General features: G+C 43.5%; 16 protein-coding genes. 3 read left to right on the top strand and 13 right to left on the bottom strand.

What is annotated here, in order from left to right; genetic code table 11:
- Positions 1-17: 17 nt before the first annotated feature.
- The 3 genes from LGO15_RS23650 to LGO15_RS23640 form a co-directional block, all read right to left on the bottom strand.
- Positions 18-839 (bottom strand): carbohydrate ABC transporter permease, encoded by an 822-nt coding sequence (locus LGO15_RS23650; RefSeq protein WP_167831031.1) that lies wholly within the window; start codon positions 837-839, stop codon positions 18-20.
- Complete coding sequence (locus tag LGO15_RS23645) at positions 839-1,699, bottom strand: carbohydrate ABC transporter permease (protein WP_226086248.1); 861 nt, start codon at positions 1,697-1,699, stop codon at positions 839-841. The genes LGO15_RS23650 and LGO15_RS23645 overlap by 1 nt, the downstream gene beginning before the upstream one ends.
- 206 nt (positions 1,700-1,905) lie before the next feature.
- On the bottom strand, positions 1,906-3,213 hold the full coding sequence (locus LGO15_RS23640) for an ABC transporter substrate-binding protein (RefSeq protein WP_226086247.1): 1,308 nt from the start codon (positions 3,211-3,213) through the stop codon (positions 1,906-1,908).
- Between the two features lie 419 nt (positions 3,214-3,632).
- On the opposite strand from LGO15_RS23640, the gene LGO15_RS23635 reads away from it, so the two are divergent.
- Both LGO15_RS23635 and LGO15_RS23630 read left to right on the top strand, forming a co-directional pair.
- On the top strand, positions 3,633-4,493 hold the full coding sequence (locus LGO15_RS23635) for a Cof-type HAD-IIB family hydrolase (protein WP_226086246.1): 861 nt from the start codon (positions 3,633-3,635) through the stop codon (positions 4,491-4,493).
- A gap of 76 nt (positions 4,494-4,569) precedes the next feature.
- Positions 4,570-5,667 carry a PQQ-dependent sugar dehydrogenase gene (locus LGO15_RS23630; RefSeq protein WP_226086245.1) on the top strand — a complete coding sequence of 366 codons (1,098 nt, stop codon included), beginning with the start codon at positions 4,570-4,572 and terminating at the stop codon, positions 5,665-5,667.
- A gap of 268 nt (positions 5,668-5,935) precedes the next feature.
- Here the strand turns inward: LGO15_RS23630 and LGO15_RS23625 are convergent, their stop codons facing one another.
- The 10 genes from LGO15_RS23625 to LGO15_RS23580 all read right to left on the bottom strand — a co-directional run bounded on the left by LGO15_RS23625 (position 5,936) and on the right by LGO15_RS23580 (position 15,151).
- Positions 5,936-6,595 carry a TetR/AcrR family transcriptional regulator gene (locus LGO15_RS23625; protein WP_226086244.1) on the bottom strand — a complete coding sequence of 220 codons (660 nt, stop codon included), beginning with the start codon at positions 6,593-6,595 and terminating at the stop codon, positions 5,936-5,938.
- Between the two features lie 21 nt (positions 6,596-6,616).
- Positions 6,617-7,642: an ABC transporter permease gene (locus LGO15_RS23620; protein ID WP_226086243.1), complete on the bottom strand. Its 1,026-nt coding sequence runs from the start codon at positions 7,640-7,642 to the stop codon at positions 6,617-6,619.
- Complete coding sequence (locus tag LGO15_RS23615; protein WP_167831037.1) at positions 7,632-8,354, bottom strand: ABC transporter ATP-binding protein; 723 nt, start codon at positions 8,352-8,354, stop codon at positions 7,632-7,634. The genes LGO15_RS23620 and LGO15_RS23615 overlap by 11 nt, the downstream gene beginning before the upstream one ends.
- Before the next feature lie 134 nt (positions 8,355-8,488).
- Complete coding sequence (locus LGO15_RS23610; protein WP_226086242.1) at positions 8,489-9,391, bottom strand: FixH family protein; 903 nt, start codon at positions 9,389-9,391, stop codon at positions 8,489-8,491.
- Positions 9,388-10,062, bottom strand: coding sequence for an ABC transporter ATP-binding protein (locus LGO15_RS23605; protein ID WP_226086241.1), 675 nt, complete (start codon positions 10,060-10,062; stop codon positions 9,388-9,390). Before LGO15_RS23605 ends, LGO15_RS23610 begins: the two co-directional genes overlap by 4 nt.
- Positions 10,059-10,856: an ABC transporter permease gene (locus LGO15_RS23600; RefSeq protein ID WP_226086240.1), complete on the bottom strand. Its 798-nt coding sequence runs from the start codon at positions 10,854-10,856 to the stop codon at positions 10,059-10,061. The genes LGO15_RS23605 and LGO15_RS23600 overlap by 4 nt, the downstream gene beginning before the upstream one ends.
- Complete coding sequence (nosD, locus tag LGO15_RS23595) at positions 10,820-12,154, bottom strand: nitrous oxide reductase family maturation protein NosD (protein WP_226086239.1); 1,335 nt, start codon at positions 12,152-12,154, stop codon at positions 10,820-10,822. Before nosD ends, LGO15_RS23600 begins: the two co-directional genes overlap by 37 nt.
- Positions 12,155-12,156: 2 nt before the next feature.
- Positions 12,157-12,717, bottom strand: a complete 561-nt coding sequence (locus tag LGO15_RS23590; protein WP_226086238.1) for a hypothetical protein — start codon at positions 12,715-12,717, stop codon at positions 12,157-12,159.
- 87 nt (positions 12,718-12,804) lie between these two features.
- A complete protein-coding gene (gene nosZ / locus LGO15_RS23585) occupies positions 12,805-14,676 on the bottom strand; it encodes a Sec-dependent nitrous-oxide reductase (protein WP_226086237.1) in 1,872 nt (623 codons plus the stop codon).
- 19 nt (positions 14,677-14,695) lie between these two features.
- Complete coding sequence (locus tag LGO15_RS23580; RefSeq protein WP_226086236.1) at positions 14,696-15,151, bottom strand: cytochrome C; 456 nt, start codon at positions 15,149-15,151, stop codon at positions 14,696-14,698.
- 195 nt (positions 15,152-15,346) lie between these two features.
- Between LGO15_RS23580 and LGO15_RS23575 the strand changes: the two genes are divergently transcribed.
- Entirely contained in the window at positions 15,347-15,772 is a 426-nt protein-coding gene (locus LGO15_RS23575; protein WP_226086235.1) for a hypothetical protein, read from the top strand.
- The last annotated feature ends 8 nt before the right edge of the window (positions 15,773-15,780 follow it).

Genomic DNA, 15,780 nt, shown 5'->3' with positions numbered 1-15,780 from the left:
CTCTCCTATAGTATCGATTATTTTACCGAGCCTTCTGAAACTCCCTTGATAATTTGCTTTTGAAGGAAGAAGTAAATTATGATGACTGGAATGATTGCGATCGTCAGTCCTGCCAATGCGAGATGCCATTGTTTAGTATATTCCCCAAAGAAGAAGAACATCTTAAGCGGAATTGTTTCCATTCCCGGCTTATTGATGACAAGGGAAGGAAGCAAGTAATCGTTCCAGATCCAGATGATGTTCAGGATGGCCACTGTAACAGAAACCGGTTTTAGCATTGGGAAGATAATATGCCAGAAAATCTGGAACCGGTTTGCGCCATCGATTGTTGCCGCTTCATCAAGCGACTTTGGAATACCGCTCAATGTTCCGTGGTAAAGGAAAATCGACAAGCTTGCTCCAAAACCAAGGTACATGAAAATCAGTCCGCCCCGGTTAAGCATTTCAAGTTTACCAAAAATGGACACAAGTGGAATCATAACAGACTGGAAAGGAATGAGCATTGCCGCTACAAACAGCATAAAAATGATCCCGCTTATTTTGCCTCCGCGTCTGGAAAGGGCATATGCAGCCATTGATGAAAAAATGATGATGACGGCCACAGCCAGCACCGTGATCAATACAGAGTTGAAAAAGGTTTTAATAAAATCTAAACGCTCAAAAGCTACCGTGTAATTCTCAAATGAAAAAACATCCGGGAGTTTTAATGTATCCTCAAACATTTCACGTTTCGTCTTGAACGAGTTGACGATCATCAAGTAAAACGGGGAAAGCCAGATCAGGGCAAGGATGATGCCGAGAATCTCAAGAATGATTCTGCTCTGCTTCTTCTTTTTCATTACATCTCGACCTCCCGTTTTTTATTGATATAAACCTGTGTTAGAGAAATAGCCGCTACAATCAAGAAGAAAATGACCGCTTTAGCCTGTGCGAATGCCATCGCATTTTCCACAAATGCTGTTTTGAATATTTCCATTGCAACCATCTGTGTGGAATTGTATGGTCCGCCGCCGGTTAAGCTCAGGTTCTGGTCATAAAGCTTGAATGAGTTGGATAGGGTCAGGAACAAGCTGACTGTGAACGCAGGCATGACCAGCGGGAAGGTGACGTGATAAAATCGCTGGAAGCTGTTCGCTCCGTCAATTTCGGCTGCTTCAAGCAATTCCTGCGGCACACCTTCAAGGAATGAAATATAGATGACCATGATGTAACCAGCCATCTGCCAACTCATCAAGATCGCCATCGCCCAGAAGCCTGTCGTCTCAGTGGACAGCCATCCCTCTAAAGCTTCAACGCCAATCAGTTCACCGACGCTCGCGAATACCTTCGTGAAAATGAACTGCCAGATGAAGCCTAAAATCAAGCCGCCAATCAGGTTTGGCATAAAGAAAATCGTTCTTAGGATATTATTCGTCTTGAATTTTTGCGTGACAAGCAATGCAAGCGAAAGGCCAAAGAAATTGATCAGGAACACAGAAACAACAGTGAACTTCGTTGTGAACCATAATGCATCTCTGAATTCTTTCTCAGCAAAAAGCGCTTTATAATGTTCAAGGCCTACAAATGAAGGTGTCCTGATCCCGTTCCAGTCAGTAAATGAGTAGTACACGCCAAATGCCAGTGGCAAAATGACCACGAGAGCAAGTGCAAGTAGAGCTGGAGCCAGGAAAAGCCAGTACCAGAGATTTCGGTTGCGCATCTGTAAATCCTCCTATTTTAATGAGTCAGAAATTCTAGTGTTAAAGGAGCCTTTATACATGCCCCTCAGTCGCTGCAGAAGAATTATGAAAAAACCGCCAGCAGGGCTTTTTCATAATTCCACATAAAGCAGCGGTTGTTTCACAGAAAAAAGATAGGAAACAAAACAGCCGCAGCCGTTCTGTTTCCTTCTCTAGTCAAAGCTTATTACTTACGAGCTTCTGCCCATGCTTTGGAAGACTCTTCTACTAATTCGTCCCAAGTCATTTCGCCGCTCACATATTTCTGGATGTTGATGCCAAGCTTTTCTTGTCCCCAACCAGTTGGGTAACCCATGAAAGTCCAAGCCAAAGTTTTGCCAGCTGAAGAGTATTCATAGATTTCTTTTGCAAGTGGATCAGAGATTTTGCCAGCGTCATATCCTTCATAAGCAGGGATGAATTTGAAGTCTTCGATTACTGCTGTTTTACCTTCTTCAGAAGTGTATAGCCAGTCTAAGAATTCCTTTGCTGCTGCTACTTCTTTTTCGTCCTTGTTGCTGTTTACAGCCCAGTACATAGGCACGCCAACCGGGATTGAATCTTCTTTGTAGCCTTCAACCGGAATTGGAAGAATTCCTACGCCGTTGTTAGCAAGCTCTTCGTCGATACCAGCGATTGAACCTGATACCCAGTTACCTTGCTGGATGATTGCCGCTTTGCCAGTAGAGAACAACTCTTCAACCTGCTTAGCATAGTCAAGGCTTACAGTAGGCTGATCAGAGTATTTGTTTTGCAGGTCAAGAATCTTCTTGAATGCATCACCGTGTTCAAAAGTAACTTCCTTTGATTCGAATGCGTTGATTACGTTCTGGTCAAATTCAGGTGCAAGGAACACGTTTGAAAGGTGAAGTCCTGTTACCCAAGTTTCTTTTGCAGGAAGAGCAAATACAGAAGTCAGGCCAAGATCTTTCTTCTTGCTGTCAAGAGTCTTAACCGCTTCTTCTAATGCGCTGTAGCTAGTGATGCTCTTTGGATCAATACCCGCTTTTTCAAAAATGTCCTTGTTATAAATGAAGCCATATCCTTCCTGGTTGTAAGGAAGTCCAAGTACTTTGTCATCTTTTGTTACGCCTTCAAGAGTTCCGCTAAGGGCCGCTTTTGCAGCAGCTGTATCAGAAAGGTCTGCTAGTTTATCTTCCCAGTCTGCAACGTCCTGCGGTCCGCCTACATTGTAGATGGTAGGTTCATTGCCTGAAGCGAACTTGGATTTAAGTGCAGCACCGTAATCTTCGCCGCCGCCTACAGTTGTGATGTTGATATCCACATCTTTATTAGCTTCTTCATAAGCTTTTGCGATGTCTTCGAATTGATCTTTGAACTCAACCTTGAATTGGAAAATGTCGACGGTTACTTTGTCTCCATCTTTTCCACCTTCGCCAGATGTCTTGTCATCGCCTGATGAACATCCTGCAAGACCTCCGCCAATCAGAAGTCCAAGAGAAAGAACGGCTGGAAATAGCTTTTTTGCTTTCATTGTTGAGATACCCCCAAATAGTTATATTTTTTTGCATGCAACCTCATGCGTTCAGAAAGCGTTTGCATATTTTTGCATTAAACTCTAGCTGGGATTGCCTTTATACAACACCTTTAAAACGCTTACATATAGGAGGTGGAAATGTATAAAACCTTGATATAAATGGGTTCTGTTCATTTCTGAATTACATGCACCTTTATATGCAAACGATTGCAGCTCCGGATTCATAATAGCATATGAGTTTTGCAATGACAATATGAAAGTTTTTAAGATATTTAAATTTATAGATTATTAGTATCTAGAAGAAACTGGAAGGTGAATGAGGAGGAAATTAGTATATACACGTATTAGTTGCTGTCGAGAGTTTGAAGGTCTATCATGATTGTTAATACTGAAAAATAATGACTGAAGGTGAAGATGTGATTAAGTGCATAGCGACAGATATGGATGGGACATTATTGACTGCTACCCAGCAGATTACTGCCGAGAACCGCGAAGCGATTTTAAAAGCGAAGGAAAAAGGAGTCGAAGTCGTGGTTGCCACAGGGCGGTCTTTCCAGGAAGCGAGATTCGTTCTGGAGGAATCCGGCCTTAAGCTGCCGATGATTTGTGTAAATGGAGCCGAGGTTCGTTCCGGGGACGGGGAAATCGTTGCCTCGAATCCATTGGACAAGGCATTAGCCCGGCAGGCAGCACTAAGGCTTGTAGAGAGCGGCGTTTATTTCGAGGTTTACACAAACAAAGGAACTTTTACCGAGGATGAGGATAAGGCGATCTCCATCATCGTTGATATTTTTTCAACCGCAAATCCTGAAGTGCCGATAGAAAAAATCGCAGAAGCTGCGGAAGAGAGGCTGCATAAAGGACTGATCACGAAGATTGAACAGTATGATCAGTTATTTAAGGACGACCAATATGAAATATACAAGCTACTCGCTTTTTCGTTGGATGATGACAAACTAGGTGTTGCCAGGAATGGCCTGAAGGAAATCACCGGGCTTGCGATCAGTTCATCTGGCAGTGAGAATATCGAGATTACCAGCCTTGACGCTCAAAAAGGGATTGCCCTGGAAAAATTCGTATCATCAAAAGGAATTACAATGGAAGAAACGATGGCGCTTGGAGATAACTTCAATGATGTGTCGATGCTTGAAAGAGTTGGCAGACCGGTCGCGATGGGCAATGCAGCACCCGAAATCATAGCTCTATGCGGTGAAGTGACAGTGACAAATGAAGAAAGTGGCGTAGGAAAGGCAATCATGAAGGCGTTGGAAGACTGAGTGAAAGAAAGCAGCGTAGGTGGAAGACTGACTGAAAAAGCGTCCTGAAATTGAATTGAAAGAAAGGACTGGTGTCATGAAAAGCTTCTTGTATGTGTTGCTGGCAATGTTGATGGTAATCACGGGCTGTTCAGGCGGCGGCAGTGAAACGAAGCCTGCAGGTGATGCTGATCAGAAACCGGAAGGAAAAGAAGCGGTTGCCCAGGCAGACCAGCTTGAGGTTATCGCTAAAAATTTGGAAGTCCCATGGTCCATCAATAAAATTGGTGAGACGTTTTACTTGAGCGAACGCCCAGGGTCGATTGTAAAAGTGGAAGGCGGCAGCACAGAGCGACAGAAGGTTTCTTTTAAAAAGGAATTGTCCCAGGCAGCCGAAGCTGGATTTCTTGGCTTTGTGCTCGCTCCTGACTTCGAGCGGTCTAACAAGGCATTTGCCTATTACACATATGAGAATGGCACCGGTCAGTTCAATCGGATCGTCGAACTGACATTGAAAAATGATAAGTGGGTAGAAGGCAAGCTGCTCCTCGATAACATCCCGAGCGGACGCTTCCATCACGGCGGCAGGCTGAAAATTGGTCCCGATGGAATGCTTTACGCTACAGCAGGCGATGCGGCGACCACACCTGAAATCGCTCAGGATTTAGGTTCGCTAGGTGGAAAGATCCTCCGGCTGAATCTGGATGGATCGGTTCCAGATGATAACCCATTTGAAGGTTCCTACGTATACAGCTATGGACACCGCAATCCTCAGGGACTGGCCTGGTCGCAGGATGGCACATTCTACGCCAGTGAACATGGTCCATCCGCACATGATGAAATCAATCTGATTGAGGCAGGAAACAACTATGGCTGGCCAGAGATCACAGGTGATGAAAAGAAGCAGGGAATGGAGACGCCGATTTTCCACTCCGGAACCGATACATGGGCACCATCAGGGATGGCAGCACATCGCGGAAAGTTGTATGTCGCTACATTGAGAGGCAACGCGCTCCGAGAGTTTGATCCTGCGGCAAAAACGACAAGAGAAGTAGTCACAGGAGTAGGCCGCATCCGCGAGGTCATCGTTGAAGGTGACGATTTGTATTTTATCAGCAACAACACCGACGGACGCGGCACCCCGGCTGAAGGTGATGACAAGCTTTATCGGGTAAAACTAGAAAATTTACAATAAAGATCGAGAAGGAGTACCTGAAATGATGCTCCTTTTCTCGTACAATATAACGTTATTGGCGAAAATCCGATTTTATTGGCGAAGTTCACCAATTTATTGGCGGAAATTTGATTTTATTGGCGATTTTCACAGGTTTATTGGCGAAAATTTGATTTTATTGGCGATTTTCACAGGTTTATTGGCGAAAATCCAAATATATTGGCGAACTGGAAATTCTTCATGATTTTTTCCAATTCCCAAAACAAAAACCGAGCACCCATCGCTCGGTTTAATTTTTACTGCTGTTTGGGCCCGCCAATCCATGCATGATGAATTGTATGGTCCGCTCTGTTTCTGCTTCGTCATCCCACTCGGCTTCTGGCAGGATCATATACCTCGCAATTAAATAGCCAAAGATGGAGGAGAAAGCCAGCCTGAATACACTGTACGCTGGAATCTCTATGATCTGTCCTTTTGCCTGATAGTGTTCCACCAGCTTTTCAAACTGGGCATATACTTTTAGGGCGATATGCTCCTTGAATAATTCCTTTAATTCGGGGTGGAATGGGATTTCCTGCAGCAGGATTTTAACGGTAGCAAGGTTTTTAATAAGAAAATCCCGGCGATTTAAAAGCATCGCCCTCAGGAAATCTTCAACATGTTCATACTCTTGATCCAGTACTTTCTGTAAATCTTTTATGAAAAAAGGTGCCACAAACTTTGCCATCACAGGGGCGACAATTGCCAGCAGCAAATCCTTTTTTGTTTTATAGTGTCTGAAGATCGTACCTTCTGCGACGCCGGCTTTTTTGGCGATTTCGCTGGTTGAAGTGGCGGAAAACCCTTTGTCGGCAAAGGATTCAATCGCAGATATGATAATCTTCCTTTGCTTCTCGGTCAGGTCTTCTCCGTCGATCAGTTCATCAATTTTCAAGTCATGGTCACTCATGTGCTGCTCCTTTCGCCGCGGTTAAACTGCGCGGTGTTTCCGCAATGCCAGGATATTAAGGAAGATGAACAGCGCTGAAAATCCGGCAAGCATCAACATATTCCCGTAGATGGCATCCCATCCGTATCCTCTTACCATAATATCACGCAATGCCTCGGCAGCATAATAGAGCGGTGTAATCGGACCAAGCCAGCTCAGCCAATCGGAAATCGTATCAAGATTGATCAGTCCGGAAAAGAAGAACTGAGGTACGATGATGATCGGAATGAACTGGATCATCTGGAATTCGTTATTCGCAAACGCGGACAGCAGTGTACCAAGCGTCAGCGCCGTCATTGACAGCATTAAAGTGATCATTAACACATAGATAAAGGATCCTTCCATCAGCATTCCGAGAACATAGATGGCATACCAGGCAATCAGCGTTGCCTGCAGCATCGTGAAAAGCCCGAATCCGAGTACATAGCCAACGACGATTTCCCATTTCCTTAACGGGCTTGAAAGTAATTTTTCGAGGGTACCGCTAGTTCTTTCCCGTAAAAAAGAGATTCCGGATATAATGAAGACAAAGAAGAATGCGAAGAAACCTAATAGGACCGGTCCGAAATAATCAAACTGTCCCATATCTTCTGAGCCGTGGAGATATTCGACAGCCAGATCTCCCTGTGATGGCGTCAATGGCTTCGTTGCCTGCTGGAACCACTTCATAACCGCACCATTAACTGATGGGTCGCTTCCTTCTAGAACGATTTTATCGATCATAGGACCATTAAAGGTGATATACCCATCGATTTCTCTGACCAAAGCATCCTCTTTTGCCATTTTTGCAGAGTCATATTCTTTAACTGTGGCATCCTCTAGATCGAGCTTCTCCATAACAACAGCAGGAGCATCCACAAAACCGACCTTGGGACTATAGTTTTCTCCGTTAAAAACAAGATGGAGCATCGTCAGGATCAGGAGTGGGGCGACAAGCATCATTGCAAGGGTTCTTCTATCTCTCAGGAATTGTCTGATGATCCTGATCACTAAAGCTCTAGTTCTCATGCTGGACACCTCCGTATGCTAAAAATGCTTCCTCGACGCTGGCAGAACCAGTCTGTTCCTTCAATTGGGCAGGAGTGCCGACAGCGATCAAACGCCCATCTCGTATCAATCCCAATCTGTCGCATTTTTCCGCTTCGTCCATGACATGCGTCGTGACGATCAGCGTCTTTCCCTCTGCCTTCAAATCATAGAAGCCTGACCAAATACTCTGGCGAAGTACAGGGTCGATACCCACAGTCGGTTCATCAAGAATCAATAGCTCTGGTTCATGCAGCAATGCGGATGCGAGCGATAAACGACGTTTCATGCCGCCAGAATAATTGGTTACCAGTTTGTTCAAATGATCAGATAAGTCGACAAGCTGTAACACTTCTAAAATGCGTTTTTTCCGGTGCGCGCCCTTCAGGCCGAACAAAGAAGCAAAGAATTCAAGGTTTTCTTTCGCGGATAATTCCGTATAAAGCGCATCCGACTGAGCCATGTAGCCAATTCTTTCAATCAATTTCAGTGAAGGCATTTTTTCGCCGAAAAGAAAATTCTCTCCTTCACTTGGCGTTTCCAGGCCGACGAGCTGGCGGACCAGCGTTGTTTTTCCCGCGCCGGAAGGGCCAAGCAGTCCAAAAATTTCGCCGCGCTCAATCTCTAGATTGATATTTTCTAAAACCGTATGCTTGCCATAGCGTTTATTGACATTTTTGATTGATACAATCATTTGCTTTTCACCATCCTTTTTAAAAGTGAGTAATCACTCACTAAAATCATAACAGCAATATCTTGTTTTGTATAGTGAGTAATCACTCACAAAATTTAACGAATAACGACAAAAAAGCCCTCGAATTTGAGGGCTTACAAAATCTCGATCTTTAAGGAGTTCACCTGGCTGACCAATAGCTCTTCATATTCCTTTTCAGCTGTGAAAAGGATTTCTTGTTCTCCTGCTTTAGGATTTTCCTTTTTTACTTTTTCGATTAAGTCGTTCTGAACCTTTTGTGTCAGGACAATCCGCGCATATTGCTGCTGCTGGATGCTCCAAAACTTTTCTTCGCCAAACTGTGTAATCAGTGTCTTTGCAGCATCTGAGCTGCTGTATTGAGCACGGACTTTTTCAATGGCGCTGTTTACTTCCTCATCTGTTGCCTCATGTCCTTTTTCCAGGCCAAGCATCGCCATCGCCCTCAGCCTGATGATTTGCGTCAATAGCTGATTTTTATCCTGGTTCAGCTTCTCCTGATTATCCCAATAAGCCAATGCTTCATCCAGTTTTTCTCCGGTATATTTTTCCCGGTCAGTTTCGCGATTGATTTCAATATGAAGTTTATTGATGAACTGGTAAAATTCCAGGTCTTCATCTGTTATCCATTCACCATTGAGGGAAGCGACACCCTCCGCCTTTTTCACATTCATATTAACGACTTCTTCTTGCTTGGCTCCGTCCTTTTCAAGCGTGAAGGCTGCTTCCCATTCTCCTTTCATTGAAAATTCGGCATTACCTGAATAGACACCATCAGAAAGTTCTTCCAGTTCAACATCAATCGTTCCATGATCCATGCTGCCCATCGCCAACTCAGCGACAATATGAAGACCTTTTGCAGCTGTTCCGTCTTCCGTTACCTTGATTTCAAAGTTTGACTCTTTCCCGTTTGCAAAAACTGGTTCTTTCGTGATTTCCAGCTTCCAATCCGGCTCCTGGCTGCACCCTGCTATAAAGGTCACCAATATTAAGAACAAAGATACAAATAGCTTTTTCATTTTTCCATGCCTCCTAATTCCTGAATTCTTAAAAAATCATCGACTGTATATTTCGTCATTTCTCCTTTATCTAAAAAAGCTACATGTGTGCAGATTTGTTTGATTTCCTCTAAATGATGGGAAGAGAGCAGGATGGTTTTCCTAGACAAAGAGTTGAGTACCTTTAAAATTTCCTTTCGTCCCATTGGGTCGATTCCGCTTGTAGGTTCATCAAGAATCAAAATGTCGGAATCCTGATAAAGAGTGATGGCGAGTCCAAGTCTCTGGAGCATGCCTTTAGAATAGCCCTTAATGGGTCTGTCGCGATCTTCCCAAAGACCCACAGACAACAAGATTTGCTCTATTTTTTTTGAATCCGCTTTTCCTTTTCCAGCCTGGGCAAAGAAAACGATATTTTCATAACCTGTCAAAGAGGGGTATAACATGAATTTTTCCGGCAAGTAGGCGATCTCATTTTTCCAGCGTTTATTTCTTTTACGAGGCTTGCCATTTACCAGTATTTCGCCTTTCCTGATGGGAATCAGGCCAAGTAAACTATTGATAAATGTAGATTTGCCAGCTCCGTTTCTGCCAACGAGGGCACATACTTCATTTTCCTCGATAGAAAGGCTGATATTGTTCAAGATTTGGTTATTGCCGTACGATTGTGTCAAACCAGAAACGCTGATCATTCAAAACCCTCCTTACGATGCAATAGAACGGAACTGATAAATGTGGTTGCCATCCAGAATATAAGGCTGGCTCCAAGGAATGCACCCGGCTGCAGCCACATGAAGGACTTCAAGAGACGCGACATGTGACCGAATGAGTAAATCCCTACACCTGTTTCAAGATACATCCTTACTGCCTGTATAGGATTCAAAAAGTAGGCAATCGAGAATAGCTTTACATTCTCATGGGTCACACCCTGGATGATGGATAACAGGGCAAAGTCATGTAAGAAAAAGAAATAGAACCAAATGATGACGGCAATACCGGCAATCTGCATTCTTGACCTGCTGATACTCCCTATCAGGGCACCGATTTGCGTGAAAATCAGCATGAGGACAGTGATAGAAAGAACAAAGACAAGATAGGTTCCGATATCAGCTATAAAGAAAATTTTTAAAGGAATAAGGAATAAGAAAAACCAGATGATTACTGGTGTAAGGAATACTAAGTGCATCCCAATACTCTTTTTGGCAAGAAATGTCCAATAGCTCTCCTGTTTGGTCAAAAGCATGACAAGTGTTTTTTGCTCTTTTTCCTGGAAGATAGAGAAAGCGCCCATGAATAAGTACAGGATCGGGATAAAATAGATCAGAGTATCAAATAGGTTGATAAGCAAGATATACAAACCCTGATCATAGGAAAGAGAAGTTGATCTTACAAGCAGTAAAACAGAGACTAGTATGATTGTACCGATTGCTAGCCATAGCCCTTTGCCTCTTATATTTTCCTTCCATTCTTTCCAAATGAAATGCATAGCCGTTTTCTCCTTTTTGCGCAGATGGCCGTTACGATGACGGCAAATACGATAATGACAGGCAGATATGGTATTGGTTTTTGCCCGTTAACCAGGGGATACTGGTCCTCAAACATCGTTTTATCATGATCCAGCAGCCGGTTCAGTTTTTCGTAGACTTTAATGGCCGGGCTTTTTAGGAAAAGATAGACTAGTTCTTGATCCTCAATCAGTTCATAAAGTGAGGATTTGTAAACTGCCGGACTGTCACCCAGGCCATCCTGGTCGAGATCAAGCAAAGGGAAGGACCTGCCCCAATCATTGCCGGTTCCTTCAAAGCTCCATTCATTCCTTCCAGTTCCGCCCAAAGTGATAGCTGGTATGGTGTTTTCTTCAATCGTATTTTCAGTGAAGACCTGTTCGTTTGAACTGGCCCATAGCTCGATCCCAATTTGGTTTTGTGAGAGATGGTTCGACCGAATCAGATTATCGGTAGATTGATCTATATATAACCCTCTTTGATTCATGTAGAAAGTGTTGTTCTCAATGTTATTTTCGTTCGCTGCTAATACGAGCAGTCCGAAAGAGCGATGTCCGTAGTTAAAAATGAACTGGTTATTTTCCAGCTTGAGCTGGTTGGAGTGCATGATGGCTGCCCCTCCTGTATTAAAGGTGAATATGTTGTTTTGAAATTCGTTGCGGTCTGAGTACATATAATGCAGACCGTAACGTGTTTTCGTAATTTTATTGTTTAGGGCTTTATTGTCATTTGCATAATCGAAAAACATTCCATCTCTTGTGCCTTCGATGTGATTGTTTTTTAATAGATTTCCATTGGAATAATAAACATGCAGGCCATTGCCCTGGGCCGCTATTTCTCCTTTGCCAAGGCCGGTTACACTGACATTTTCAATGGTATTTTCATGTGCTTTGCTTAAATAAACTCCGTGGAAGGATTGTTCAATCCTGATATTCCGGATGAGGTTCCCATCTGTATAAACTTTGATCGCTGCGTATTCTTCTGAGCTGTTCCGGTCCATTCCGCTTTTTATGACTTTTAGATCTGATATAGTGACACCAGGAACACGAACAGAAATGACATTTCCATTGCCTTCTCCTTCAATGACAGTCCCGTTCTTTCCAATAAGTGAGAGTGGCTTATCAATCACAATATTTCCATTGTAAGTAGTGCTTTCAAGCTGAATGATTGCTCCGTCTTTGGCTGAATCAATGACGGCCTGCAAGTTTTCTGCTGCCGCCCCCTTATCCGGAAAGGAAATGGCGGAAAGGAGCAAGAGCAGCCAAAGGAATTTATTCATGGTCAACGATCCTTCCAAAGGGGAATGAGAATCAGGATGAATGCTGCTAATACTAAAAAGGAACCAGTGCCAAGGTAGCTGTTTGTAATGAAATTCGCGAGCGTATTCTCACCAATGATCGGTGGAACAAATGGGTCTACTTTTATCGGAGCGGTTGGGCTTAAATCTGTTCCAAAATCATGAAGCCAGCGGCGCAAATCCCAAATACCTAATAAACCTCCAATTGAAAATAGTCCGATCAGGAAATAAAGAACTGTTTTCCTTCTGAGAATAGCTGTGATCATAGTTAGTAAGGCTAATCCGCCAATCAAGTATTTAAGATAGGTAAACTCTGGAAAGTTTTCTTCGCTGAATCCTTTCATGCCAATGTAGTGGTTGAGCCCATTGACGATATCAATTTCTCCTTCCAGTTTGTCTGGATAGACAATGATATTCAAACCTTCTGGATATTGCGGAGCAAAGAATTCCATGCCCCACCAGGGAAAAAATAAGGAAGCGGCAATCAATGCAGCAGCGGCTGCGATCAAACCGGAAGAAAGAATCGAGAGTTTTTTTCCAGCCAAGAGTATCACGCCTTTCTGTTAAAAAATGAAAAGGTGTGAGGGTATCAACTTTAGAGGCTGATACCCTTCACCAGTTTTGCAATGAAATTAAGGTTTTACCAGGAAGTATCCGGTCATTTCCTGGTGCAGCGCGGAGCAGAAGTTCGTACAGTAAATCGGGAATGTCCCTGCTTTATCTGCCGTGAATTCCACTGTATTTGTCTGTCCAGGCTGAACTTCAATATTCAAATCGTATCCATTGATGGCGAAGCCGTGGGTAATGTCTTGGTCAAAGTCGATATTTGTCAGGTGGATAAAGACTTTATCTCCTTTTTTGACTTCGATTTGGTCTGGTCGTTCCGCTTTTGCGTCAAAAATGAATTTCGAGCGCATCGCAATTCCGTAGACATGGACTTCATTGCCTTTCCGTTCGATGCGGGTTTCTTCCTGGCTGTAAACAGCATCAGGGTCCTTTTCATCCTTTGGATAAACGGTAATCGTTTTGATTTTATCTGCCTTGATCATCTGTGCATAGTGCGGTTCAGGGTTGACCGGTGCAGACTGGATGACTTCCATTTTGTCGCCGCGCAGGTCGATCAGCTGCATGGATTCAGGGTGGGAAGGACCCACGGATAGATAGCTGTCTTTCGCAATTTTGTTCAATGCAATGAGGTATTTTCCATCTGGTGCAACTGTATCCCCCTCAGCTGCGACAGAATGTCCAGGAGAGTACTGTACAGGCACGCGATCCAATGTTTCACCAGTCTTCGGATCCCATTTTACGATTTCAGATGAGATGAACATCGTTGTGTAAGCCATGCCTTGATCATCAAATTGAGTATGAAGCGGTCCGAGCGCGTTTTCTGGGTTCACTTCTTTTTCCATGACAGACTCGTATTTGATGATTGGAATCCCATTCCGTTCCCCGGCGAATTCCTTGTTTTCTATTGCCTTGAATGCTTTTTCAAAAGAGAATACAGTCATGGCCGGAGCCAGCTTACCAGAGGCAATAAAGTGCTTGCCGTCAGGAGTTACATCTACACCATGCGGCGATTTTGCGACTGGAACAAGGTACATGCCGCCTTTATGTTTTTCTGGGAATATCATTTTCTGGCCGGTCACTTCATCATATTGTCCGTCCTTTACCATTTGCTCAAGCTCTTTCCAGTTGAAAAGGACGATAAAGTCCCGGTCTGCCTGTGAAGCATTGATTTCCAGGTTGGTAGTGGCTTCTTCGGTGTTATAAGTGGTCATGACTGCCCAATCCTTGGATACCTTTTTCCCTGCATCTGAGAGGTCATAGGACCAAGGCGGAAGGGCGACCTGGTAGGCAATGTTCAATTTCTCGTTTTTCTCATCGAAAGTGACAGCTGACATGACTCCGCGGTACTTTTCGCTATAGTCGTCAAGCGGTGCATACTCTCTTCCGATTGGCACTGCGAAACGGGTTGGCAGGAACATATATTCAGTGTTTTCAGTAACAAACGCTGCACAGTGAGGGCCGCTTGTATTCGGTACATCAATGATGTCCTTGACAGTGAATGTTTCAAGGTTCATGACGGCTGCGCGGCTGTTGCCGACATCGGTCGCAAACATGTATTTGCCGTCATAATCACCATCTGTTTCTGAAAAAGCCGGGTGGTGAAGATCTCCCCAGGTAAAACCGCCCATCATTTCTTTGGAGTGTTTATCAAAGCCATATCCTGTTGCCGAATCCGGGCTGAATACCGGCACTGTCCTGATATGCCTCATGGATGGCACGCCATAAATAAACATCTGTCCTGAGTGTCCGCCTGATGCAAATAAGTAGTATTCATCCTTTTCACCGAACGGCACGTATACCTTTTCAGCATTCGTCTTGTTTTTGCTGTTGTCCGCGACCGCCTGGCCTGGATTCCCAGGAGAAAAATCAGCGAAGAAAACTGTTGCCGCCAGGAGCCCGGTTGCAAGTCCCGAGGCAATTGGTAACCATTTTTTCATCAACCTTGCACCACCTTAATTATTTTTTAGAAGCTTCTTCTAAAAGTTTGACTACTTCAGAAATCTCTTGTTCTGTTAGTGGATTTCCACCAATAACTCCTGACATGACCGCTGATGTAGGCTCTTTTAAGAACTGATCAATCGGTTTGCCATGCTTTCCTTCAACATTTTCAAATGCCTTTGATAAGTCAGGTCCAGTCGCTCCGCCTGTCAAATTCAAAGAAGATACGGAGTGGCAGCCTAGGCAGCCTTTGGATTGTAAAATGTTTTCGTCTGCAGAAACTGTTTCAGCAGACGACTGATCATCCTTCTTCTCTTCTTTGATGTCATCCGCAGGCTTTGATTCCTCCGGCTTCTTGGAAGCGGTTTCATTAGTGGCTGTTTCATTACTGCCACCAACAACAGCGAATGCAACGTAACCGAGTCCGAGGCCAATCAGGGCACTTATGATAAAACTGATTAAAGCTTTTTGCATGGACTTCATTACCCCCTTATTGAATGATTTCATTAACATCGTACATGGGGATGAGGGGTGAAAAGTGTGATGCAGTTCACATTACAAGAGGGGAATTGTGAAAGGTATTTGAACAGGATGTGTCTAAATTTTGAAGAGCTCAATATTCATGATCAGAAGAAGGGAGCATAAGAAACAAAGAGACGGGTATAGAAAATGGAACGTAAAAAAGGTTTTTATGGGGTATTAGTTGAATTTGTCTATGAATATCTATTTAAAAAACAGTGTGATGCAGGAAGTGATTGTTTGTTTAAACTGAAGAAAAGATTTTTCTTGATTCTGGCTCCATTGCTATTGGTCAGTATCCTTTTCATTTATGATGCAAATTTAGATGTGTATACGACTAAAGAAGGTGGCACCCTGGTTTATAACAATAAAGAATTCCAAACTGGGTATGAGACTCATAATCAGTTTTATTTAAATGGAGAAAGAAATTTTGAGATTGATAAATTGATTGGCAAAACAGATAAAAGCAGGTTTTTTGGATTTAAAGAATCTGTTTGGAGTATTAAGGGTGAATCTGCAAATGAAGTGGTGTTCGTAAAAGGCTTGATGATTGAGGGAGTCTACAAGCGCAAATAAAAAACCAC

The organism is Mesobacillus sp. S13 (genome assembly GCF_020422885.1).
GTDB lineage: Bacteria > Bacillota > Bacilli > Bacillales > Cytobacillaceae > Mesobacillus > Mesobacillus selenatarsenatis_A.
The sequence above is the reverse complement of the archived record's forward strand: the minus strand, read 5'-3'. Positions and strand labels throughout refer to the sequence as shown.

Coding starts and splice junctions, on each gene's coding strand:
- LGO15_RS23650 (WP_167831031.1), bottom strand. CDS start 839: ATGAAAAAGAAGAAGCAGAGCAGAATCATTCTTGAGATTCTCGGCATC.
- LGO15_RS23645 (WP_226086248.1), bottom strand. CDS start 1,699: ATGCGCAACCGAAATCTCTGGTACTGGCTTTTCCTGGCTCCAGCTCTA.
- LGO15_RS23640 (WP_226086247.1), bottom strand. CDS start 3,213: ATGAAAGCAAAAAAGCTATTTCCAGCCGTTCTTTCTCTTGGACTTCTG.
- LGO15_RS23630 (WP_226086245.1), top strand. CDS start 4,570: ATGAAAAGCTTCTTGTATGTGTTGCTGGCAATGTTGATGGTAATCACG.
- LGO15_RS23625 (WP_226086244.1), bottom strand. CDS start 6,595: ATGAGTGACCATGACTTGAAAATTGATGAACTGATCGACGGAGAAGAC.
- LGO15_RS23620 (WP_226086243.1), bottom strand. CDS start 7,642: ATGAGAACTAGAGCTTTAGTGATCAGGATCATCAGACAATTCCTGAGA.
- LGO15_RS23615 (WP_167831037.1), bottom strand. CDS start 8,354: ATGATTGTATCAATCAAAAATGTCAATAAACGCTATGGCAAGCATACG.
- LGO15_RS23610 (WP_226086242.1), bottom strand. CDS start 9,391: ATGAAAAAGCTATTTGTATCTTTGTTCTTAATATTGGTGACCTTTATA.
- LGO15_RS23605 (WP_226086241.1), bottom strand. CDS start 10,062: ATGATCAGCGTTTCTGGTTTGACACAATCGTACGGCAATAACCAAATC.
- LGO15_RS23600 (WP_226086240.1), bottom strand. CDS start 10,856: ATGCATTTCATTTGGAAAGAATGGAAGGAAAATATAAGAGGCAAAGGG.
- nosD (WP_226086239.1), bottom strand. CDS start 12,154: ATGAATAAATTCCTTTGGCTGCTCTTGCTCCTTTCCGCCATTTCCTTT.
- nosZ (WP_226086237.1), bottom strand. CDS start 14,676: ATGAAAAAATGGTTACCAATTGCCTCGGGACTTGCAACCGGGCTCCTG.
- LGO15_RS23580 (WP_226086236.1), bottom strand. CDS start 15,151: ATGCAAAAAGCTTTAATCAGTTTTATCATAAGTGCCCTGATTGGCCTC.
- LGO15_RS23575 (WP_226086235.1), top strand. CDS start 15,347: ATGGAACGTAAAAAAGGTTTTTATGGGGTATTAGTTGAATTTGTCTAT.